The following is an 18175-nucleotide window of genomic DNA, read 5'->3' on the forward strand; positions in this document are numbered from 1 at the left end:
CCATTGCGGAAGATTCCCTACTGCTGCCTCCCGTAGGAGTCTGGGCCGTGTCTCAGTCCCAGTGTGGCCGATCACCCTCTCAGGTCGGCTACGCATCGTCGCCTTGGTGAGCCGTTACCTCACCAACTAGCTAATGCGCCGCAGGCCCATCCCCAAGTGACAGATTGCTCCGTCTTTCCAGTTTCCTTCAGGCGAAGAAAACAATTATTCGGTATTAGCTACCGTTTCCGGTAGTTGTCCCAAACTTGAGGGCAGGTTGCCTACGTGTTACTCACCCGTCCGCCGCTAAGTATCAAGGAAGCAAGCTTCCTATCAACTCCGCTCGACTTGCATGTATTAGGCATGCCGCCAGCGTTCGTCCTGAGCCAGGATCAAACTCTCCAATAAAGTATTGAAAAGAGCGATAAGCTCATTTTGAATCTGACGAGATTAAAAATCTCATTTGTGCTCCAGTCGATCCAAGCCAAGGCTTGTCTCAAACTTTCGCGTTCATTCTGCAAGCAGAATGTTTACTCACTCGTTGTTCAGTTTTCAAAGATCAAACTTATTTTGTTACCGAATGTCGTTCTCTTCAGCAACTTTTATATCTTATCACATCCGAACCAACTTTGCAAGCTCTTTTTTTAAGTTTCTTTCGAAGCTTATTTCATTTGCTTGCCGCACCGTGTAAACCGTGTTTTCTTGGCCGGAATTAGAATATACCATGTACAGATATTGAATGCAAGTCTTTTTTTGAGTAATTATATATAACTCTATAATCTTTCTGGTTTTTCTACATTTCCACATTTATCTCACGTAAAAGGCCTCTCTATAAAAGAAAGACCCTCTCATCAATTTACTTTAATATCTATTTGTTATCCGATAACCTCTTGGATGTGAAGCTGCCGTTGCTGCATCAGATTAATGATGGTTCCTTCTACTGACACCATAGGCCGTGTAGGATGATCTCGATCAGAGAATACGATCTCTCCAATTTGGTTATTGCTGAGTTTTACTCGGATGCCATTATGGATCTGGGTCGACCGTTGAACAAATACACTTACAATTGCAGGGTCCAATTTCCCAAATGCCTCACTTTGGATCTGTTCTAGGACTAGGTATGGTGATTGTGCCTTGCGGTAGATCTTCTCCAGCGTCATGGCGTGGAAAATATCAGCGATAGCTACAATCTTGGCATAAATATGAATCTGCGTCCCACTAAGCTGCAACGGGTAGCCTGAACCATCCACTTTTTCATGATGCTGCAACGCTGCAAGTCTGGCTCCCTCATTAATGGCCTTTGCCTGTTTAAGGATCTGATAACCATATTTCGTATGCTGACGAATCTCTTCTTGCTCTGTAGCCGTCAACGTGGATGGTTTATGGAGTATCTGCGGATCTACCTTGTTGTTACCAATATCATGGAACAAGCCTGCAAAAGCCACTTGCATCCAATCCTTGGAGGGGAGATCGATCCATTGAGCCAGTTGATAGGATGTGATCGCACTCAGTACGGCATGGTGATATACATAATCATGTTCTTGCATTACTCGTGGACTGAAGGTAAGCACATTATATTGTTTAAGATGTGCAAACACAGCCTCCAACTGTGTACGTAACTCATAGACCGGTAATTCAGCCGCTAGAGAGGACAGGAAAGCATTTTTGGTTAGACCAACCATCTTCTCATACTCATCCTGCAAAGACGTTACTACAGGAGCTGTGGTGACGTTCCCTGTCTTCCCTGCCCGTTCACCATTGTTATCATTGGCAGAACTTTCTGCGGGCACAGATGCACCTTTGGTTCCTGTACTACTCGACGCCATTCTTTCTTGTTCAATATCTACCTGTTGAATCATAAAGGCTCTGAGCACTTCCATATCCTTGGGTAAAATGACTTTTCCCTTCTGAAGCAGAACGTTGCCGCGAAGTGTTTGCACATCACTCCCAAGTTTGAGTCCTGGTTTGACTTCTGACAGGGTGATTAATCCCATGTGTATTCCCCTCACTCATCGTTCTTCTATGTTAATACAAACAAGACCATAGTCCCGGTTTTTCATGATATTTCCCATTATATTACTCAGGAATCAGGCTGTACATCCCAGATTCGAAAGAATAAAAGAAGAGATTCCTTTATACAAACAAAAGGGCTCCCGGTGGGAGCCCTCGCAATCTTCTTCCAATCTCAAAGAGATCAGTCTTTATAAAATTCTATTTTATGCTTCCGAACCGGAATCGTCGTCGCCCTCAACTTCATTAACCTCAGCGTCAGAAACGGTGCCTTCTTCCAAGCTTACTTCCGGAGCTTGGGACTCCTCGCCTTCCAAGCCTTCAAGCGACTCATCGTCTGGTTCCTCTTCATTTTTGTCAATTCGGCTGACTGTAGCTACTGAATCCTCGTCACGAATATGAATCAGCTTCACACCCTGCGTGTATCGACCCATAGTGGATATGCCTTCCATGCTCATCCGGATCAACGTACCGCTGGACGTGATAATCATCAGATCCTCTTCGGTTTTAACCATTTTGAGGCTGACTACTGAGCCGTTCTTCTCTGTGACATTAATAGTCTTGATCCCTTTACCGCCACGAGTCTGCATCCGATAATCACTGACAGGTGTACGTTTACCGTAACCTTTCGCTGTAACGATCAGAACATCAAGCTCTTTATCAACTACATCCATGCCGATAACAGCATCCTGTTCATCCAATGTAATCCCTTTGACCCCGGTTGCGCTTCGTCCCATGGAACGTACGTTACCTTCCGAGAATCGAATAGACATTCCGTGAGCTGTACCCATGATGATCTCTTGCAATCCATCGGTCAGCTTAACATCGATCAGAACGTCATCATCACGTAAGGAAATACCAATCAAGCCGCCTTTGCGAATATTGGTGTAATCCTCAAGTGGCGTCTTCTTCACAACCCCTTGGCGGGTAGCAAAGAACAAGTATCGGTCACTTTCGAATTCCTGGACCGGAATTACGGCATTGACCGATTCGCCCTGCTCGATCTGGATCAGGTTGATAATCGGCGTTCCCCGTGCGGTACGTCCAAGCTCTGGAATCTCGTAAGCTTTGAGACGGTACACTTTACCTTTGTCAGTGAAGAACATGAGGTAATTGTGGGAGTTGGTCACAAACAGATGCTCGACAAAGTCGGTATCTTTCGTATCCATACCCACGACTCCACGTCCACCACGTTTCTGGCTGCGGTATGTGGATACCGGCAGACGTTTCACGTAGCCTGTATGAGTAATCGTAATGATAACCTCTTCACGTGGAATCAGGTCCTCATCCAGAATACTCTCTTCACCTACAGTGATCTCCGTACGACGATCATCGCTGAAGCGGTCGCGGATCTCTTGCAGTTCCGTACTGATAATCTCAAGCACCAGATGCTCATTGGCCAGAATTTCGCGATACTCTCTGATTTTGACCATCAGTTCGTTATATTCATTTTCAATACGTTCGCGTTCCAGACCTGTGAGTCGTTGCAAACGCATATCGAGAATAGCTTGAGCCTGATCATGACTGAGTGAGAAGCGCTCAATCAAACCTTCTCTTGCTGCATCCGCATTACTGGATGAACGAATCAACGTAATAATCTCGTCGATATGATCCAGCGCAATACGTAAACCTTCTAGAATGTGTGCACGAGCTTCAGCCTTTTTCAGTTCAAACTGCGTACGTCTGCGAATAACCTCAATCTGATGCTGCAGGTAGTGATACAACACTTCACGCAAGTTCAGAATTTTAGGTTCTTTATTAACAATCGCAAGCATGTTAATCCCGAAAGTGGATTGCATCGATGTATGTTTGTACAGGTTGTTCAGGACAACCCCCGGATTCACGTCTCTGCGAAGCTCAATTACAACCCGCATACCATTACGGTCAGACTCATCACGAAGGTCAGTAATACCATCAATCTTTTTATCACGTACCAACTCGGCGATTTTCTCAACGAGTCTCGCCTTGTTTACCTGATAAGGCAACTCTGTAACGATAATTCGTGCCTTGTTGTTATTCTCTTCGATGTTGGTTTTAGCCCGCATCGTTACTGAACCACGTCCGGTCTGATACGCCTGGCGAATGCCTGAACGGCCCAAAATGTAGCCGGACGTAGGGAAGTCTGGTCCTTGAATGTAATCCATGAGTTCCATGGATGTAATGTCCGGATTTTGAATCATGGCCTGTACACCATCAATGACCTCACCCAGGTTATGAGGAGGAATATTGGTAGCCATACCTACCGCGATCCCGCCGACCCCATTGACAAGCAAGTTAGGAAAACGAGCAGGCAGAACGATTGGCTCATGTTCTTCACCGTCATAGTTTGGTTGGAAATCAATCGTATCCTTGTTGATATCTCTGAGCATTTCCATAGCAATCTTGGACAAACGTGCTTCGGTATAACGCATGGCTGCTGCCATATCACCATCGACCGATCCAAAGTTACCATGTCCATCTACATGCATATAACGCAGGGAGAAATCCTGTGCCATCCGTACCATCGTCTCGTAAACAGCAGAGTCACCGTGTGGGTGATACTTACCGATAACTTCGCCGACGATTCTGGCTGATTTTTTATGTGGTTTATCGGGTGTCATGCCGAGCTCTGACATCGCGTACAGAATACGCCGGTGAACCGGCTTTAATCCATCACGAACGTCAGGTAAGGCACGGCTAACGATGATGCTCATCGCATAATCCATAAACGATTCACGCATCTCGACGCCTATATCCCGATCTGTAATCTGAGAGTTCATTTCTTCCGCCATGCTGGACCTCCTTCTTGTCCTTCAACAAACGTTCCATTCCGTCATGCAAAAAAGTTGATTATATGTGAAAAGCCTAACAAGGCTAAAACCGCGCAAGAACGCTACTCTTTATTATATTACTTTCACAAAAGTTACACAATTAAACGTCCGCTGGGCAATAGCCTTTCTTCCGGGAACTTCTGCGTGTCTGGGGATACGCCCTGCCTTCCTCCCCAATTGCACATACAATGCTAGAAAAACGGCATATGTACTGTGCCTACCGAGGCTAAAGCCATTCCCGTCCTACGATCAAACTGCAAATTGTGCAGCTCATCGCACAAAACGCCATATTTCTCTATTATACCACTGAAATCGTCTCTTGTCCTTTGATTTCTCCGTGTCTGGTCCCTCTTTAGAACTGAACAAAACATGAAAGGACTGATGAATCTTGGGTATCCAACGCGTCTCCAGCAAATGGGCCAAAACAGCCGTGTTACAACGCAGTCGCATTGTGAACGAATATATCCCAGTGACCCGAAAATATAGCCGTCAAACTCTGGAACGAATGACTGAATTATTTGAGTCCAATTATATCAAACCGGACCGTGGCACTTACGGTAATGGCGTTATGCGGGTGAGAACAACCCGTTTATACAAACCTGTTGTTAATTCCGAAGATTCCACCACAGATGCAGAGGTTTCGGAAGAAACCAATGATCGAAACCTGGCTGATGAACCCGAAGCAAGTGCTGTTATCTCCAGAGCTACCTATCTCACAACAATATATCATCTCCAATACGGTACAGAGGAGAGATCATTTCATTCTCTGGACGAACTCGAACGAGCACTGAATGATCGCATTCAGGAACGTGATTATATCATTCAACAGGGAATATCGCTGATGAAGCATGAAGATTTGCCTTTTGACTTGCGTGTGTTAACTCAGAAAAATCTGCAACACAACTGGGAAACAACAGGTGTTCTGGGACGTATTGCTGCCCCTGGTAAAATCATCACCAACATTCATGGCGGTGGGCGATTGGCCACGTTTGAAGAACTCGTACTCCCCCATCTTCACCAGGATGGCTTCAAAAAACTTCGCACTGAGCTGTACCGCTTAGGTATTCATACCGCTGTGCAATTGCAAACATCATTTCCAAGACTCAAAGAGATTGGTATTGATATTGCGCTAGACGAAGCAGGGCGTCCCTGGATTCTTGAAGTCAACACACTGCCAGGCATTTATGCCTTTGGCTTATTACCGGACAAGGAGGCGTACCGGAAGATCAAACGTTATGCGATTGCGTACGGTCGTTTGCCCTCCAAAAAGGGTAAGAGCTCCCGGCCATCCCCTAAAGCACAGGCTTCATCTGCCAAAAAACGTGTACGCAGATAACAAAGGGATATGGAGATCTAAGTATACGCCTTCCCTGTTCCATACCTTCCCTAATATAAAAAAGGCGCCCTCTCAGGCGCCTCTTCGAATATGTTAAATGTCGAGGTTTTTCACGTATTTTGCATTTTCTTGGATAAAGTCACGACGCGGTTCAACGTTATCCCCCATCAGGGTGTCAAACATGGTATCAGCAAGTATGGCATCATTAATCGATACTTGCATCATGGTCCGGCTCTCCGGATCCATCGTCGTTTCCCACAATTGTCCGGCATTCATCTCGCCAAGACCTTTGTAACGCTGAACGTTGAATTTCGCATTTTCGCCGAGCGTTGCAATAATTTCATCGCGCTCTCTCTCGGAACCGGCATAACGAATCACTTTGTTACGCTCAATCTTGAACAATGGCGGTTGTGCAATATATACATAACCTGCCTCAATGATTTTACGCATGTACCGATACAGGAATGTCAGCAATAGTGTTCGGATATGAGCACCATCAACGTCGGCATCGGTCATCAAAATGATTTTGTGATAGCGTGCTTTGGCAATATCGAAGTCATCACCAATACCGGTACCCATTGCCGTAATAATTGCTCTAATCTCCGCATTACCCAATATCCGGTCGAGACGAGCTTTTTCCACGTTCAAAATCTTACCACGCAGTGGCAAAATCGCTTGGAAATGACGATCCCGACCTTGCTTTGCTGATCCACCTGCAGAGTCACCTTCGACGATGTACAATTCGCTGATTGAAGCATCCTTGGATGAACAGTCTGCCAGTTTACCTGGAAGTGAGCTCACTTCGAGTGCACCTTTACGACGTGTCAGTTCACGGGCTTTACGGGCAGCTTCACGCGCACGTGCTGCTTGCAGACCTTTTTCCAAAATGCGACGGGATACGGAAGGATTCTCTTCCAGGAACTCCTGCAGCTTCTCGGCAAACAAGGATTCGACAATCCCACGCACTTCGCTGTTGCCCAGCTTGGTCTTTGTCTGTCCTTCAAATTGCGGTTCCGGAATCTTGACCGAAATAATAGCTGTCAAGCCTTCACGCACGTCATCTCCGGAAAGGTTCCCCGTGCTGTCCTTGATTACACCCGCCTTACGAGCATAGTCGTTGATGATCCGTGTAAGGGCACTCTTGAAACCTGATTCGTGCGTTCCGCCCTCATGCGTGTTGATATTGTTCGCGAAGGAATAGATATTCTCGGTGTAGTTGTCATTGTATTGCAGGGCAACTTCCACCTGAATGTTATCTCTGGAACCTTCGACGTAAATTGGATTCTCATGCAGGACTTCGCGCTTCTGGTTCAGGTAGGAGACGTATTCGATAATGCCGCCTTCGTACATGAACGAGTTGGTTGCACCTGTACGCTCATCCGTCAATGTAAGACCGATGCCCTTGTTCAGGAATGCCAGCTCACGAATCCGGGCAAGCAAGATGTCATATTCGAACACTCTTGTTTCCGTGAAAATTTCAGGATCTGGATGGAATCTAACCGTTGTTCCTGTTTCGTCGGTTGTACCGATCACTTTCAGGTCATACTGTGGAGCTCCACGGCGATATTCCTGTTGATAGATATGTCCCTCACGTTTAACCGTTACAACCACTTTTTCAGAGAGTGCATTCACAACGGACACACCAACACCATGCAAACCACCGGATACTTTATATCCGCCGCCGCCAAATTTTCCCCCTGCATGGAGGACAGTCATAACTACCTCAAGTGCAGGACGTTTCATTTTGGTATGTTCGCCGACAGGAATACCCCGTCCGTTATCGACTACAGTCACGCTATTGTCTTCATGGATACTGACCTCAATGTGGTCGCAGTAACCTGCAAGCGCTTCGTCAATACTGTTGTCCACTACTTCCCAGACCAGATGATGCAGGCCCTTGGAACTGGTGGAACCGATATACATGCCCGGACGCTTCCGTACGGCTTCCAATCCTTCAAGGACCTGAATTTCATTCGCATCATATGACGGTTGATTCATAGACATGCCTTTCACCTACTTCTATAGATTCAATATCGTAAATATGCGTTAACTAATTTTATGCCACACAACGCTAGAGATCCGGAAAAATGTGAGCCCGCTTTTTCAGCGTGGCTGAGGAAATAGGCGAGTAGTACACAATGTTTTTGGTCACCACAATGGACTTTGCTTCCTCTTCGCCGATGTGTTCCACTGTTTTTTCCTGCTCGGCATGCGTGACATACTGCTTGGAGATCTTTGAGGATTTTTCAATCGATATATCAAAAATAGCGACCAATTCGGAAGAACGGATGATCTTCTCACCGCCCAGATGAATGTACATAAGCCCCTCACTCCTTAGCGTTCAACCTGTCCGGCATGAACGTGATAAATACTGGCATCTTTGAGCTTGTCAACGTTCAGGCTCTCGATCCCCGTAGCCGTAATAAAGGTTTGCACCTTGCTCTGGAACGTTTCGATCAGCTGCGTCTGGCGAAAAGGGTCCAGCTCGGACAGAACATCATCCAGCAACAGAACTGGATATTCTCCGATTTCTTCATGAATCAGTTCAATTTCCGCAAGTTTAAGGGACAACGCCGTTGTGCGCTGCTGCCCCTGCGAGCCATATGTTTGTACTTCCCGATCGTTAATGAAAAAGGACAGGTCATCCCGATGCGGCCCACTAAGGGTTGTGCCTCGGCGAATCTCCTGCTCTTTCATTTGTGATAATTTTATCATAAATTGGTCCATTAAGACAGCTTCATCTTCCTCAGCGGCTTCGCTGAAGGAAGGAAGGTAGGCCAGCCGCAAGACTTCTCCGCCTCCGGTGATCCCCTGATGAATCGTTTCTGCCCACTTTTGCAGTTTCTTTATGAATTGTTTCCTTTTTTTGACGATTTTAACACCATGCTCGACCAGTTGTTCGTTCCACACCTCAAGCATGGTCTGGGCCGATGCCCCTTTTCCCCATAACTGCTTAAGCAAATTATTTCGTTGGACGAGCACTTTTTGGTATTGCTGCAGGTGGTACAGGTAGCCAGGTGCAACCTGTCCAATCTCCATGTCAAGAAACCGGCGGCGGACCCCCGGTGTGCCTTTTACAATTTCCAGATCCTCCGGTGCAAACATCACCACATTGAGCGCTCCGACAAAATCACTTAACTTGCGCTGCTCCAGGCCGTTAATCTTTGCTTTTTTGCCTTGTTGCGACAAAGATAGTTCAAGCTTGACCGATCCGTACTTTTTGTCGACCTCTGCTGCAAGTCTGGCACGTTCCTCACCGAAACGGATTAACTCCTTATCACGGGATGTACGGTGGCTCTTGGTGAGTGCAAGTACAAAAATCGCCTCTGCAAGATTGGTCTTGCCTTGGGCATTTTGCCCGATCAACAAGTTTACGGGACCAAAAGAATCCAGTCTCAGATGTTCATAATTGCGGAAATTCTGCAGATCAATGCTGTTCACAAACACGCGGTAACCTCCCTTTTATCCCGTCCGTCAGGAGGCAGCAGGATCGAACTGGTCTTCTTATTCTGCAGCAACTTCGAATGTGCCTTCTCCGTCCACTTCAACGATATCCCCAGGGTATAACTTACGTCCCCGGCGTTCCTCAGGCTCTTTATTCACACGTACAAGTCCTTCCTGAAGCAGAGCTTTGGCCATACCTCCAGTTGGGATGCAATCAGCCAGTTTCAAAAATTGATCAAGCTTAATATATTCCGTACGAATCGTAACTTGGTTCACTATGATCTTCCTTTCGTTAGTTGGTCGTCCGATATGGCAATATCACGTAAAGGCTGTGACTGTCATCCAGCGGTTTCAAGATAATTGGACTCATGACTCCTGTAAAAGCAATCATCAGCTGCTCACTTTCAACAACTTTCAGCACATCCAGCATGTATTTGGAGTTGAACGAGATTTTTAACGGATCTCCTGTAAACTCGGCAGGTTCGATTTCTTCTCTTACTTTACCTAGCTCGGAAGAGCTTGAAGAAATTTCAACGGATCCTGAATCCATCGTTTGCATACGCACGATGTTTGTTTTCTCTTCACGCGACAGCAAATAAGCCCGGTCAATGGATTCACTTAATTTTTTTGTATCTAAAACAAGTTCTGTTTTGTATGACGTTGGAATAATTCTAGAAGTATCCGGATATGTTCCGTCCAAAATACGAGAGTAGAACAATACACGGTCGATTTTGAACAGGACCTGGTTATCTGCAACAACGATATCCACAAGGGTATTTTGATCCGGAACAATTTTGCTGAGCTCGTTCAGCGTTTTACCGGAAATGACCACGTTGTTAAAGCGGATACCTTCTGCATTATCCAGCATTGCTGATCGAGTAGCAAGACGGTGACGGTCTGTTGCCACAAATTTCAATTCGTTGTCACCCAAACTCCAGAGTACACCTGTCAGGATTGGAGTAGTCTCATGTGTGGAAATGGAGAAGACCGTTTGTTTGATCATATTTTTCAGCAAATCTCCTGGAATGGAGACGGTTTGGTTTTCTTCGATGCTTGGCAGTACCGGGAATTCTTCCGGATCAAGACCTACCAGTTGAATTTCGGTAGCACCTGCGGAGATAAAGGTGTTGAAGTTCTCTTTGACTTCCATGTGCACTTCCTGTGATGGCAGCTTCTTGATGATCTCCACAAAAAACTTGGCCGGCAGAACTACACTGCCGGGTTGATCTACCTGAACTACGCTTTTATCTCCATCTTCAAGCGGGATGAAGGATTGAATGGATATATCGGTGTCACTTGCTGTCAACGTTACACCTTGATGATTCACGTCGAATTTAATACCGCTCAGAATCGGAATCGTCGTACGGCTCGAGATCGCTTTGGATACTTGCTGTATGGAATCGTTTAAGTAGTTTTTCATTATGCTGATTTTCATGGTTTCACTCCTAGCTGATTTTTTGGGTGTTGGGGTGTTAAAAGGTGTTTTTCGAAGGCCGAAGGCTAAGCTCCGAAATGGCTATTTTGGAGATGATATCTTTAAGATCTTTTTAGTAATAATAGTAATAGGGGCACTGAATATGTGGATAAGTGGGTATAAACCCGTACACCCAAGCCTATCCACATGTGTATACGTTGTGCATAGGCTTGGGACTTGTTCAGGTTGGATTCTTTATTTTTTCGGTTAAGTTGTTGATAACTTTATAGAGATCCTGATCGATTTTAATCGCTTGGGATATTTTTTCGTGCGCATGTATGACAGTGGTGTGATCTCGTCCTCCGAATGCTTCCCCAATTTTGGGCAGAGAAAAGTCTGTCAGTTCACGAGAGAGATACATGGCAATCTGTCTTGGGAAGGCAACTGCCTTGGTCCGTTTCCGTGCTTTGAAATCTTCAAGCTTAAGGCTATAATACTCGCCGACCTTTTGTTGGATGTCATGAATAGTGATCATTTTGGGACGACTGGAAGGAATGATGTCCTTCAGTGCTTCAGCTGCCAGATGAGTGGTTACATCTTGATTAGTCAGCGAAGAATAAGCAACGACCCGAATCAGGGCACCTTCCAGTTCACGGATGTTGGTGTCAATCTGGTTGGCAATGTACATCATCGCTTCATTCGGAATATCCAGGTTTTCCGCACGTGCCTTTTTACGCAAAATTGCGATCCTTGTCTCCAAATCTGGAGGCTGAATATCCGTGATTAACCCCCATTCAAAGCGAGAACGAAGCCGTTCTTCCAGTGTCGGAATTTCCTTCGGTGGTCTGTCGCTGGAGATGATAATCTGCTTCCGTTCCTCATGCAGCGCATTAAACGTATGGAAAAATTCCTCTTGTGTTGATTCTTTTCCCGCCAAGAACTGAATATCATCAATGAGCAAAATGTCGACGCTCCGGTATTTGTTACGGAAGCTCTCCCCGCGGTTGTCACGGATCGAGTTAATGAATTCGTTCGTGAATTTCTCAGACGACAAATAAACGACTTTGCTGCCCGGATCATGCTCCAGAACATAATGTCCGATCGCATGCATCAAGTGAGTTTTACCGAGACCTACTCCTCCATACAAAAAGAGAGGATTGTAAGCTTTGGCGGGCGCTTCAGCGACCGCCAGCGATGCGGCATGGGCAAAACGGTTGCCCGGCCCGATGACAAATGTATCGAACGTATATTTCGGATTCAGCATGCTGAGTACGGCTTCTTCCTGTACAACTGTAGGCGTTGGCGCCGGCAGTTGCGGGTCCGGTTCAGCAGGCTTGTTCTCTTCGATGACAAATTTCACATCGACTTGCTTGCCAAGCAACTCGTATACCGTCGAGCCAACCAATTTGGTGTAACGGCTCTCCAGCCATTCGACGGCAAACGTGGTTGGTGCGGAAATGACGATTGAACGGTCATTCAGCTTGGTGGCTTTGGTTGCTTTGAACCAGGTGTCAAAGCTGGGTTTGCTAAGTTTGTTTTGTATGATTGATAAAATTTGCTGCCATAAATCAGAAGTATGGCTGTCCACAGACTGTCACTCCTTTTACATGTTCCAAGTGTGGCTTAAGCCATGATGCAGTGTCGAAATACGAGATATATTGTTGAATTTATCCCCAAACCCCCGCAGGTCGAAAACAAAAAAAGTATGAACAACGGAAAATTGTTCACAACTTTATCCACAGGCTGTTGATAATATTATGGGTCAGATCACATATTCACATCCAAAAGTAATACAATCATAGCAAAAGAAACCCCGCATTTCAACGTATCGCGTGATTTTATCCACAAATTCAATAACTTGTGTATAATTTTTAGTCACAACACAATATATTGTTTATAAACTGTTTAATTTTCGACAGAATGACCCAAAAACCAAAAATGTCTTATACACAGGTTATCCGTCAAATGATGCCAAATTGTGTGTAAAAGTATTCTTCGTTTGTGAATAACCTGTCTGTGGATAACCGTGAAGTAAAAATGGAGCATGATTGAGATCGGAAAAAGAGTGACCTCTCACCCTCGTGTTTTTCTTGCCAATGGGGCGATGGTGAAAGCGACGAATTCAGTATCTGGATGGGAGACGGAGAGGGGGAGTAAACTCATGCTTTTAATTGAACAAGATCAGTGGTGTATTTTCTAAGTAGATGGTAATTCTGTGATGACAGTGTATAAGGATAATGGACATAGATGACTTCATTTTGAGACATATGTAATGAGAATTATCAGGATCAAGAGGTAAGCTGATGCTCGAATATGGAGGTTGAAGTGTATGAATGTATAATATGAAATCAAAGGATAGATTATGCGTGTATAGCAAAAGAGGGTGTCCTCTAAAACCGATTTTTGGTTTTAGAGGACATCCTCTTTTTTTGGTGCAGGGACGAAGTATGGATTGATGATTTAGAGACGGGGAAGGGACATCTTACGCTGGAATTCAGCGATATCTGCGTATTCCTCTTCCAGTTTGCGAGAGATCCGAATAAAGATGGGCAGCAGCTCTTGGTAGAGTACAGCATTCTCTTTGACAGGGGTATGTCGATGCGTTGTACCGACCATGGAAGAAACGGCATGAAGCGATTGGATCCGCCCTGTAGCGTACAAACCAAGCACGACGGCACCCAGACAGGAACTTTCGAAGCTCTCGGGTACAACCACTTCCTGATTGAAGATATCAGACATCATCTGGCGCCAGAGAGGAGAGCGTGCAAACCCACCGGTGGCTTGAATGGAGGTAGGTTGCCCAATCTGTTCTTCCATGGCGAGCAGTACCGTATATAGGTTGAAAATAACCCCTTCCAGGACAGCACGAATCATATGCTCTTTCTGGTGATGGAGTGTTAAGCCAAAAAAGGAGCCACGGGCATCCGGATTCCATAAAGGGGCACGTTCGCCCGAAAGGTACGGATGGAACAGAAGCCCTTCCGATCCCGGCCGGACACGTTCGGCAATTTTGGTCAGTACATCATAGGAATTGATGCCAAGTCGTTTCGCTGTCTCCACTTCAGACGCGGCGAATTCATCCCGCACCCAACGAAACAGCATGCCACCGTTATTCACAGGTCCACCAATGACCCAAAGATTCTCTGTGAGGGCATAACAGAAGGTTCGACCTTTGGGATCGGTAACCGGACGGTCCACGACAGTGCGAATGGCCCCGCTGGTTCCGATGGTTGCTGCGACAACACCAGGTTCAATGGCATTCACGCCGAGATTGGATAAAACCCCATCACTTGCGCCAATAACAAAGGGCGTGGAGGGGGAGAGGGCCATTTTTTCAGCCGATTCGTGATTCATTCCTTCTAATATATGTGTTGTAGGTACAAGCTTCGAGAGATGGTCGGGTGTAATGCCTGCAACCTCAAGGGCCTCTGCGTCCCAGTCCAGTTGTTCCAGATTGAGCAAACCTGTGCAGGAAGCGATGGAATGGTCGACGACATATTGTCCGAATAGACGGAAGAACAGATATTCTTTAATCGAAATGAATTTGGCGGTGTGCTCAAAAAGTTCAGGTTCATCGTGGCGTAGCCACATTAATTTGGTCAGCGGTGACATGGGATGGATCGGTGTACCTGTGCGCAGGTAGATGCGATGGCCCAATCCATTCTCTTGCAGCTTGGCAGACCAAGCTGCACTTCGATTATCCGCCCAGGTGATGCAACGGGTTAAGGGTTTATTATCCTGTCCTATGGCAATGACACTATGCATGGCCGAGCTACAGGATACAAACAGGATCTTCTCGGCAGCAACACCACTCTGATCCATGACTCCTCGTACAGAGCGGAGGGCCGCTTGTACAATCTCTTCAGGGTCCTGCTCGGCAACATCGGGTGCCGGGGTATACAAAGGGTATTCCTGCGTTGAGGTACTGACGACAGAGCCCTGCTCGGTAAATAATACGGATTTGGTACTGGTGGTACCAATATCGATCCCAATCATATAGTTGTTCATGTATTTAATCCTTCTTTCTTCAGAAAGCGATAAGATTTTAATTTCTTTCTACTATAGATACTCCATTTATACCACTGTACTCAGGAGCAAAATAAAGATCAGTCCCACTACAGATAATAGTGTTTCCATAACGGTCCACGTTTTCAATGTCTGGGAAACGCTCATATTGAAGAATTCTTTGATCATCCAGAATCCTGCATCGTTTACATGAGACAAGATGAGTGACCCCGCACCTGTGGCGAGTACAACCAGCTCAATATTGGCCCCTGGTGTGAGTGAAAGCACTGGAGCGACAATACCGGCGGCTGTTGTCATGGCTACGGTTGCTGAACCGGTAGCTACACGAATGAGCCCAGCGACAAGCCAGGCAAACAGGATCACGTTGATGTTGGCATGGGTAGCGACTTCAGCAATGGCGTTACCTACACCACTATTGATCAATACCTGTTTGAAGGCACCGCCTCCGCCAATAATGAGAATGATGGTCGCCGTAGGCGCCAGACATTCACTGGTGAAGCGGGAAATATCGTGTTTGGTGAATCCACGTGCAAAGCCGAGTGAAAAGAGGGCAAATACAACTGAAATGAGCAAAGCAATGATCTCATGACCGATAAATTCACTGAAAACGGTGAAACCGCTCGTGGCATTTGGGTCAATGATGACTGCTATGGAACCAATCAGCATCAAAATAACCGGCAGCAATATGGTAAACAGGGTAATACCAAACCCAGGCATGTTGCTGTTTGTTTTGGTTGCGAATTGTTCAGCCAGTTCTGCTGGCGGTTCGGTGTGTATTCTTTTACCAATAAATTTACCAAACAAAGGACCTGCAATAATCGCTGTAGGAATACCAACAATAAGGGAGTACAAAATGGTTTTACCCAGGTCTGCGCTGAAAGCTTCAATTGCTATCATTGGCGCTGGATGGGGTGGAACCAAACCGTGTACAGTCGACAGACCCGCCAGGATGGGAATACCAATCTGCAACAAAGACATGTTGGTTTTACGTGCAACGGTAAAAATGATAGGGATCATCAAAATCACGCCAACTTCGAAGAAAACGGGAATACCCACGATAAATCCAACAATCATCATGGCCCAGTGCACACGTTTCACACCGAACCGATCAACCAATGTAGTTGCAATGCGCTCGGCACCGCCAGATTCGGCCATCATCTTACCAAGCATTGTACCGAGAGCAATAACAATTGCAATGGTTCCAAGTGTGCCGCCAAGTCCCCCGGTAATGGAAGAGATCACATCGGCAGGTTTCATGCCTGTAAGCAAACCGAGCATTAATGCGGACAACAGCAGGGTGATAAAGGGATTCCATTTATACTTGGAGATCAAAACGATCAGAAAAACGATCGCAATTAACGTCCAAACCAATAATGTTGCGTTGTGGGATAGTCCAAAAAGAGTGCTCATGATGTTGTGTGCTCCTTTATTTCTGATATAGAACGCTTACAAGTGAAATTAGCGTCAACAATTAAAGTTGTACCAGTACTACAGAAGGTGTTGGCGAAAAATGTAGTTTTATCATGCCCAAATTTGAAACAAAATCGCATTTTGTATACTTGTCGACAAGTTAAGCCGCAATCATTCACGACGGATATGATTGCAAACGCCTTGCATCGATTAAGAATCAAAGCTTTCGTGCAGGGTTTTTCCAGAATCTTGGAAATACGTGCGGACTCCAGCCTGAATGAGCACCTTGTCACCTGATTCAAGTGCTTCAACGAGCAAAAGGTGTTTCTCAATTACAGCGCTTACTTTCTGCTCGCCTTGAACAAATACTCTGCGCGTTGTAAGCAGCATAACAGTCATCACAACATATCGAATACTCTTCCATAGATGTGAAATACGGGAATGCTGAGCAGCTTCAATGATGGTCTCGTGGAAAACGAGATCCTGATACGCGAATTCGACGGCGTCCTGATGCCGTCCAGCAAGTTGCATTTTGTCGATCACGTTACGCAATTGGGTGATTAATGATTCTGGGACATCACCAGCGAGTCGCTGCTGCACAAAACTTTCAATCAGGAAACGGACATCATACAATTCTTCGACATCCTTGATTCGTAGTCCAATGACAACGACACCCATACGTTCAAGTCGAATAAGTCCTTCATTGGACAATGTTCGTAACGCTTCACGGACAGGTGAACGACTGCTGTCAAAATCAGCCGCAATTCGGTTTTCCGACAAAATCTCTCCAGGTCGTAGGGTACCGCTGATGATCCGCAGCCTTAATTCGCAGGCAATGGCTTCACCGCGGGAAGCCCCTTGAAGCCAGGAAGAAGGAAATAACATATGGCTAACGCTCCTATTAATAAGTAATCAGTTCATTACTGATCATAGCATAACTATTTTGCGGACTGGACATTCAGTTCAATCCATAGTCTGTAGCTACAAGCTAACGGCTACTTTTTTTTCAAAGGACTACTTGTATACAAGATGTGATTTTTATCCTACACCTTTCTCAAAAGCTTGTAAACCTTAATTGAAGCGGATACAACGGGATTAGAATATGACGATATTAATAGCCTATAATCATTATCCACATGTGAATAACTTCAAACAGGATGAAATGAAGGAGATAACAGGTATTGGAGGGTGTGGATAACTACAAACGCTGAAATAGGGTGATCTGATCAGGGTCTGGGGATAACTTTCAGGACTCTCTTCGGGGCTTGAAATTGGTAATAAAGTGAACGGACTGTGGTCATTACTATTGGTGGGATGAAGAGTGTATATAAAAGAGGGAGAAGCCTTGCGCCTTGCAGTTGACTTTTCCAGGTGATCATGGTTAAATATATAAAGGTGTTTTCTGTGAAGATGAAAGTGATTCATCACATAAGTATTTCCTTGTGAGGAGGTGCAATACATTGAGACCTACATTCAAACCGAACGTTAGCAAACGTAAAAAAGTTCATGGTTTCCGGAAAAGAATGAGCACGAGCAACGGCCGTAAAATTTTGGCCGCACGTCGCCTTAAAGGCCGTAAAAACCTGAGTGCTTAATGCATTGAAGACCACCGAGGTGGTCTTTTTTTTCTTAATTAGCTCAAATCAGACTGGATGCTGCTACAGATCAGGTCTGAATGGTCTGCGAAAAAGTGCTGAACACACACGATGTATGTTGAGTGAGTTTTCCATTTTTCGAAAACTTACC

General features: G+C 45.6%; 13 protein-coding genes and 1 rRNA gene. 2 read left to right on the forward strand and 12 right to left on the reverse strand.

Features of this window, described 5'->3' with window-relative positions; genetic code table 11:
- The 3 genes from PAEAM_RS04635 to gyrA form a co-directional block, all read right to left on the reverse strand.
- A 16S ribosomal RNA gene (locus PAEAM_RS04635) occupies positions 1-387 on the reverse strand; the annotation flags it as partial.
- Between the two features lie 467 nt (positions 388-854).
- The gene (locus PAEAM_RS04640) at positions 855-1973 is read right to left on the reverse strand and encodes an HD-GYP domain-containing protein (protein ID WP_100526823.1); all 1119 of its coding nucleotides are present in this window, start codon (positions 1971-1973) and stop codon (positions 855-857) included.
- A gap of 222 nt (positions 1974-2195) precedes the next feature.
- Positions 2196-4760, reverse strand: a complete 2565-nt coding sequence (gene gyrA / locus PAEAM_RS04645; RefSeq protein WP_036612002.1) for a DNA gyrase subunit A — start codon at positions 4758-4760, stop codon at positions 2196-2198.
- Between the two features lie 427 nt (positions 4761-5187).
- Here gyrA and PAEAM_RS04650 point away from each other — a divergent pair, with 427 nt between their 5' ends.
- Complete coding sequence (locus PAEAM_RS04650; protein WP_165789834.1) at positions 5188-6135, forward strand: YheC/YheD family protein; 948 nt, start codon at positions 5188-5190, stop codon at positions 6133-6135.
- A 93-nt stretch (positions 6136-6228) separates the two neighbouring features.
- Here PAEAM_RS04650 and gyrB read toward each other — a convergent pair whose 3' ends face one another.
- The 9 genes from gyrB to PAEAM_RS04695 all read right to left on the reverse strand — a co-directional run bounded on the left by gyrB (position 6229) and on the right by PAEAM_RS04695 (position 17314).
- Positions 6229-8139 (reverse strand): DNA topoisomerase (ATP-hydrolyzing) subunit B, encoded by a 1911-nt coding sequence (gyrB, locus tag PAEAM_RS04655; protein WP_036611997.1) that lies wholly within the window; start codon positions 8137-8139, stop codon positions 6229-6231.
- A gap of 67 nt (positions 8140-8206) precedes the next feature.
- Positions 8207-8455, reverse strand: coding sequence for an extracellular matrix regulator RemB (remB, locus tag PAEAM_RS04660; protein ID WP_017691405.1), 249 nt, complete (start codon positions 8453-8455; stop codon positions 8207-8209).
- Positions 8456-8469: 14 nt separating this feature from the next.
- Positions 8470-9582 (reverse strand): DNA replication/repair protein RecF, encoded by a 1113-nt coding sequence (gene recF, locus PAEAM_RS04665; RefSeq protein WP_017691406.1) that lies wholly within the window; start codon positions 9580-9582, stop codon positions 8470-8472.
- Between the two features lie 57 nt (positions 9583-9639).
- Positions 9640-9855: a S4 domain-containing protein YaaA gene (gene yaaA / locus PAEAM_RS04670; RefSeq protein ID WP_036611994.1), complete on the reverse strand. Its 216-nt coding sequence runs from the start codon at positions 9853-9855 to the stop codon at positions 9640-9642.
- 16 nt (positions 9856-9871) lie between these two features.
- Complete coding sequence (gene dnaN / locus PAEAM_RS04675; RefSeq protein WP_017691408.1) at positions 9872-11014, reverse strand: DNA polymerase III subunit beta; 1143 nt, start codon at positions 11012-11014, stop codon at positions 9872-9874.
- Positions 11015-11234: 220 nt separating this feature from the next.
- Complete coding sequence (dnaA, locus tag PAEAM_RS04680) at positions 11235-12581, reverse strand: chromosomal replication initiator protein DnaA (protein WP_100526825.1); 1347 nt, start codon at positions 12579-12581, stop codon at positions 11235-11237.
- Between the two features lie 872 nt (positions 12582-13453).
- Positions 13454-15001 (reverse strand): gluconokinase, encoded by a 1548-nt coding sequence (gene gntK / locus PAEAM_RS04685; protein WP_100526826.1) that lies wholly within the window; start codon positions 14999-15001, stop codon positions 13454-13456.
- 66 nt (positions 15002-15067) lie between these two features.
- Positions 15068-16429: a GntT/GntP/DsdX family permease gene (locus tag PAEAM_RS04690; protein ID WP_100526827.1), complete on the reverse strand. Its 1362-nt coding sequence runs from the start codon at positions 16427-16429 to the stop codon at positions 15068-15070.
- Between the two features lie 210 nt (positions 16430-16639).
- Positions 16640-17314 (reverse strand): GntR family transcriptional regulator, encoded by a 675-nt coding sequence (locus PAEAM_RS04695; RefSeq protein WP_076329294.1) that lies wholly within the window; start codon positions 17312-17314, stop codon positions 16640-16642.
- 575 nt (positions 17315-17889) lie between these two features.
- Here PAEAM_RS04695 and rpmH point away from each other — a divergent pair.
- On the forward strand, positions 17890-18024 hold the full coding sequence (gene rpmH / locus PAEAM_RS04700) for a 50S ribosomal protein L34 (RefSeq protein ID WP_017691413.1): 135 nt from the start codon (positions 17890-17892) through the stop codon (positions 18022-18024).
- Positions 18025-18175 lie beyond the last annotated feature (151 nt).

The sequence above is a fragment of the Paenibacillus sp. GM1FR genome, assembly GCF_002803315.1.
Classification (GTDB): domain Bacteria; phylum Bacillota; class Bacilli; order Paenibacillales; family Paenibacillaceae; genus Paenibacillus; species Paenibacillus amylolyticus.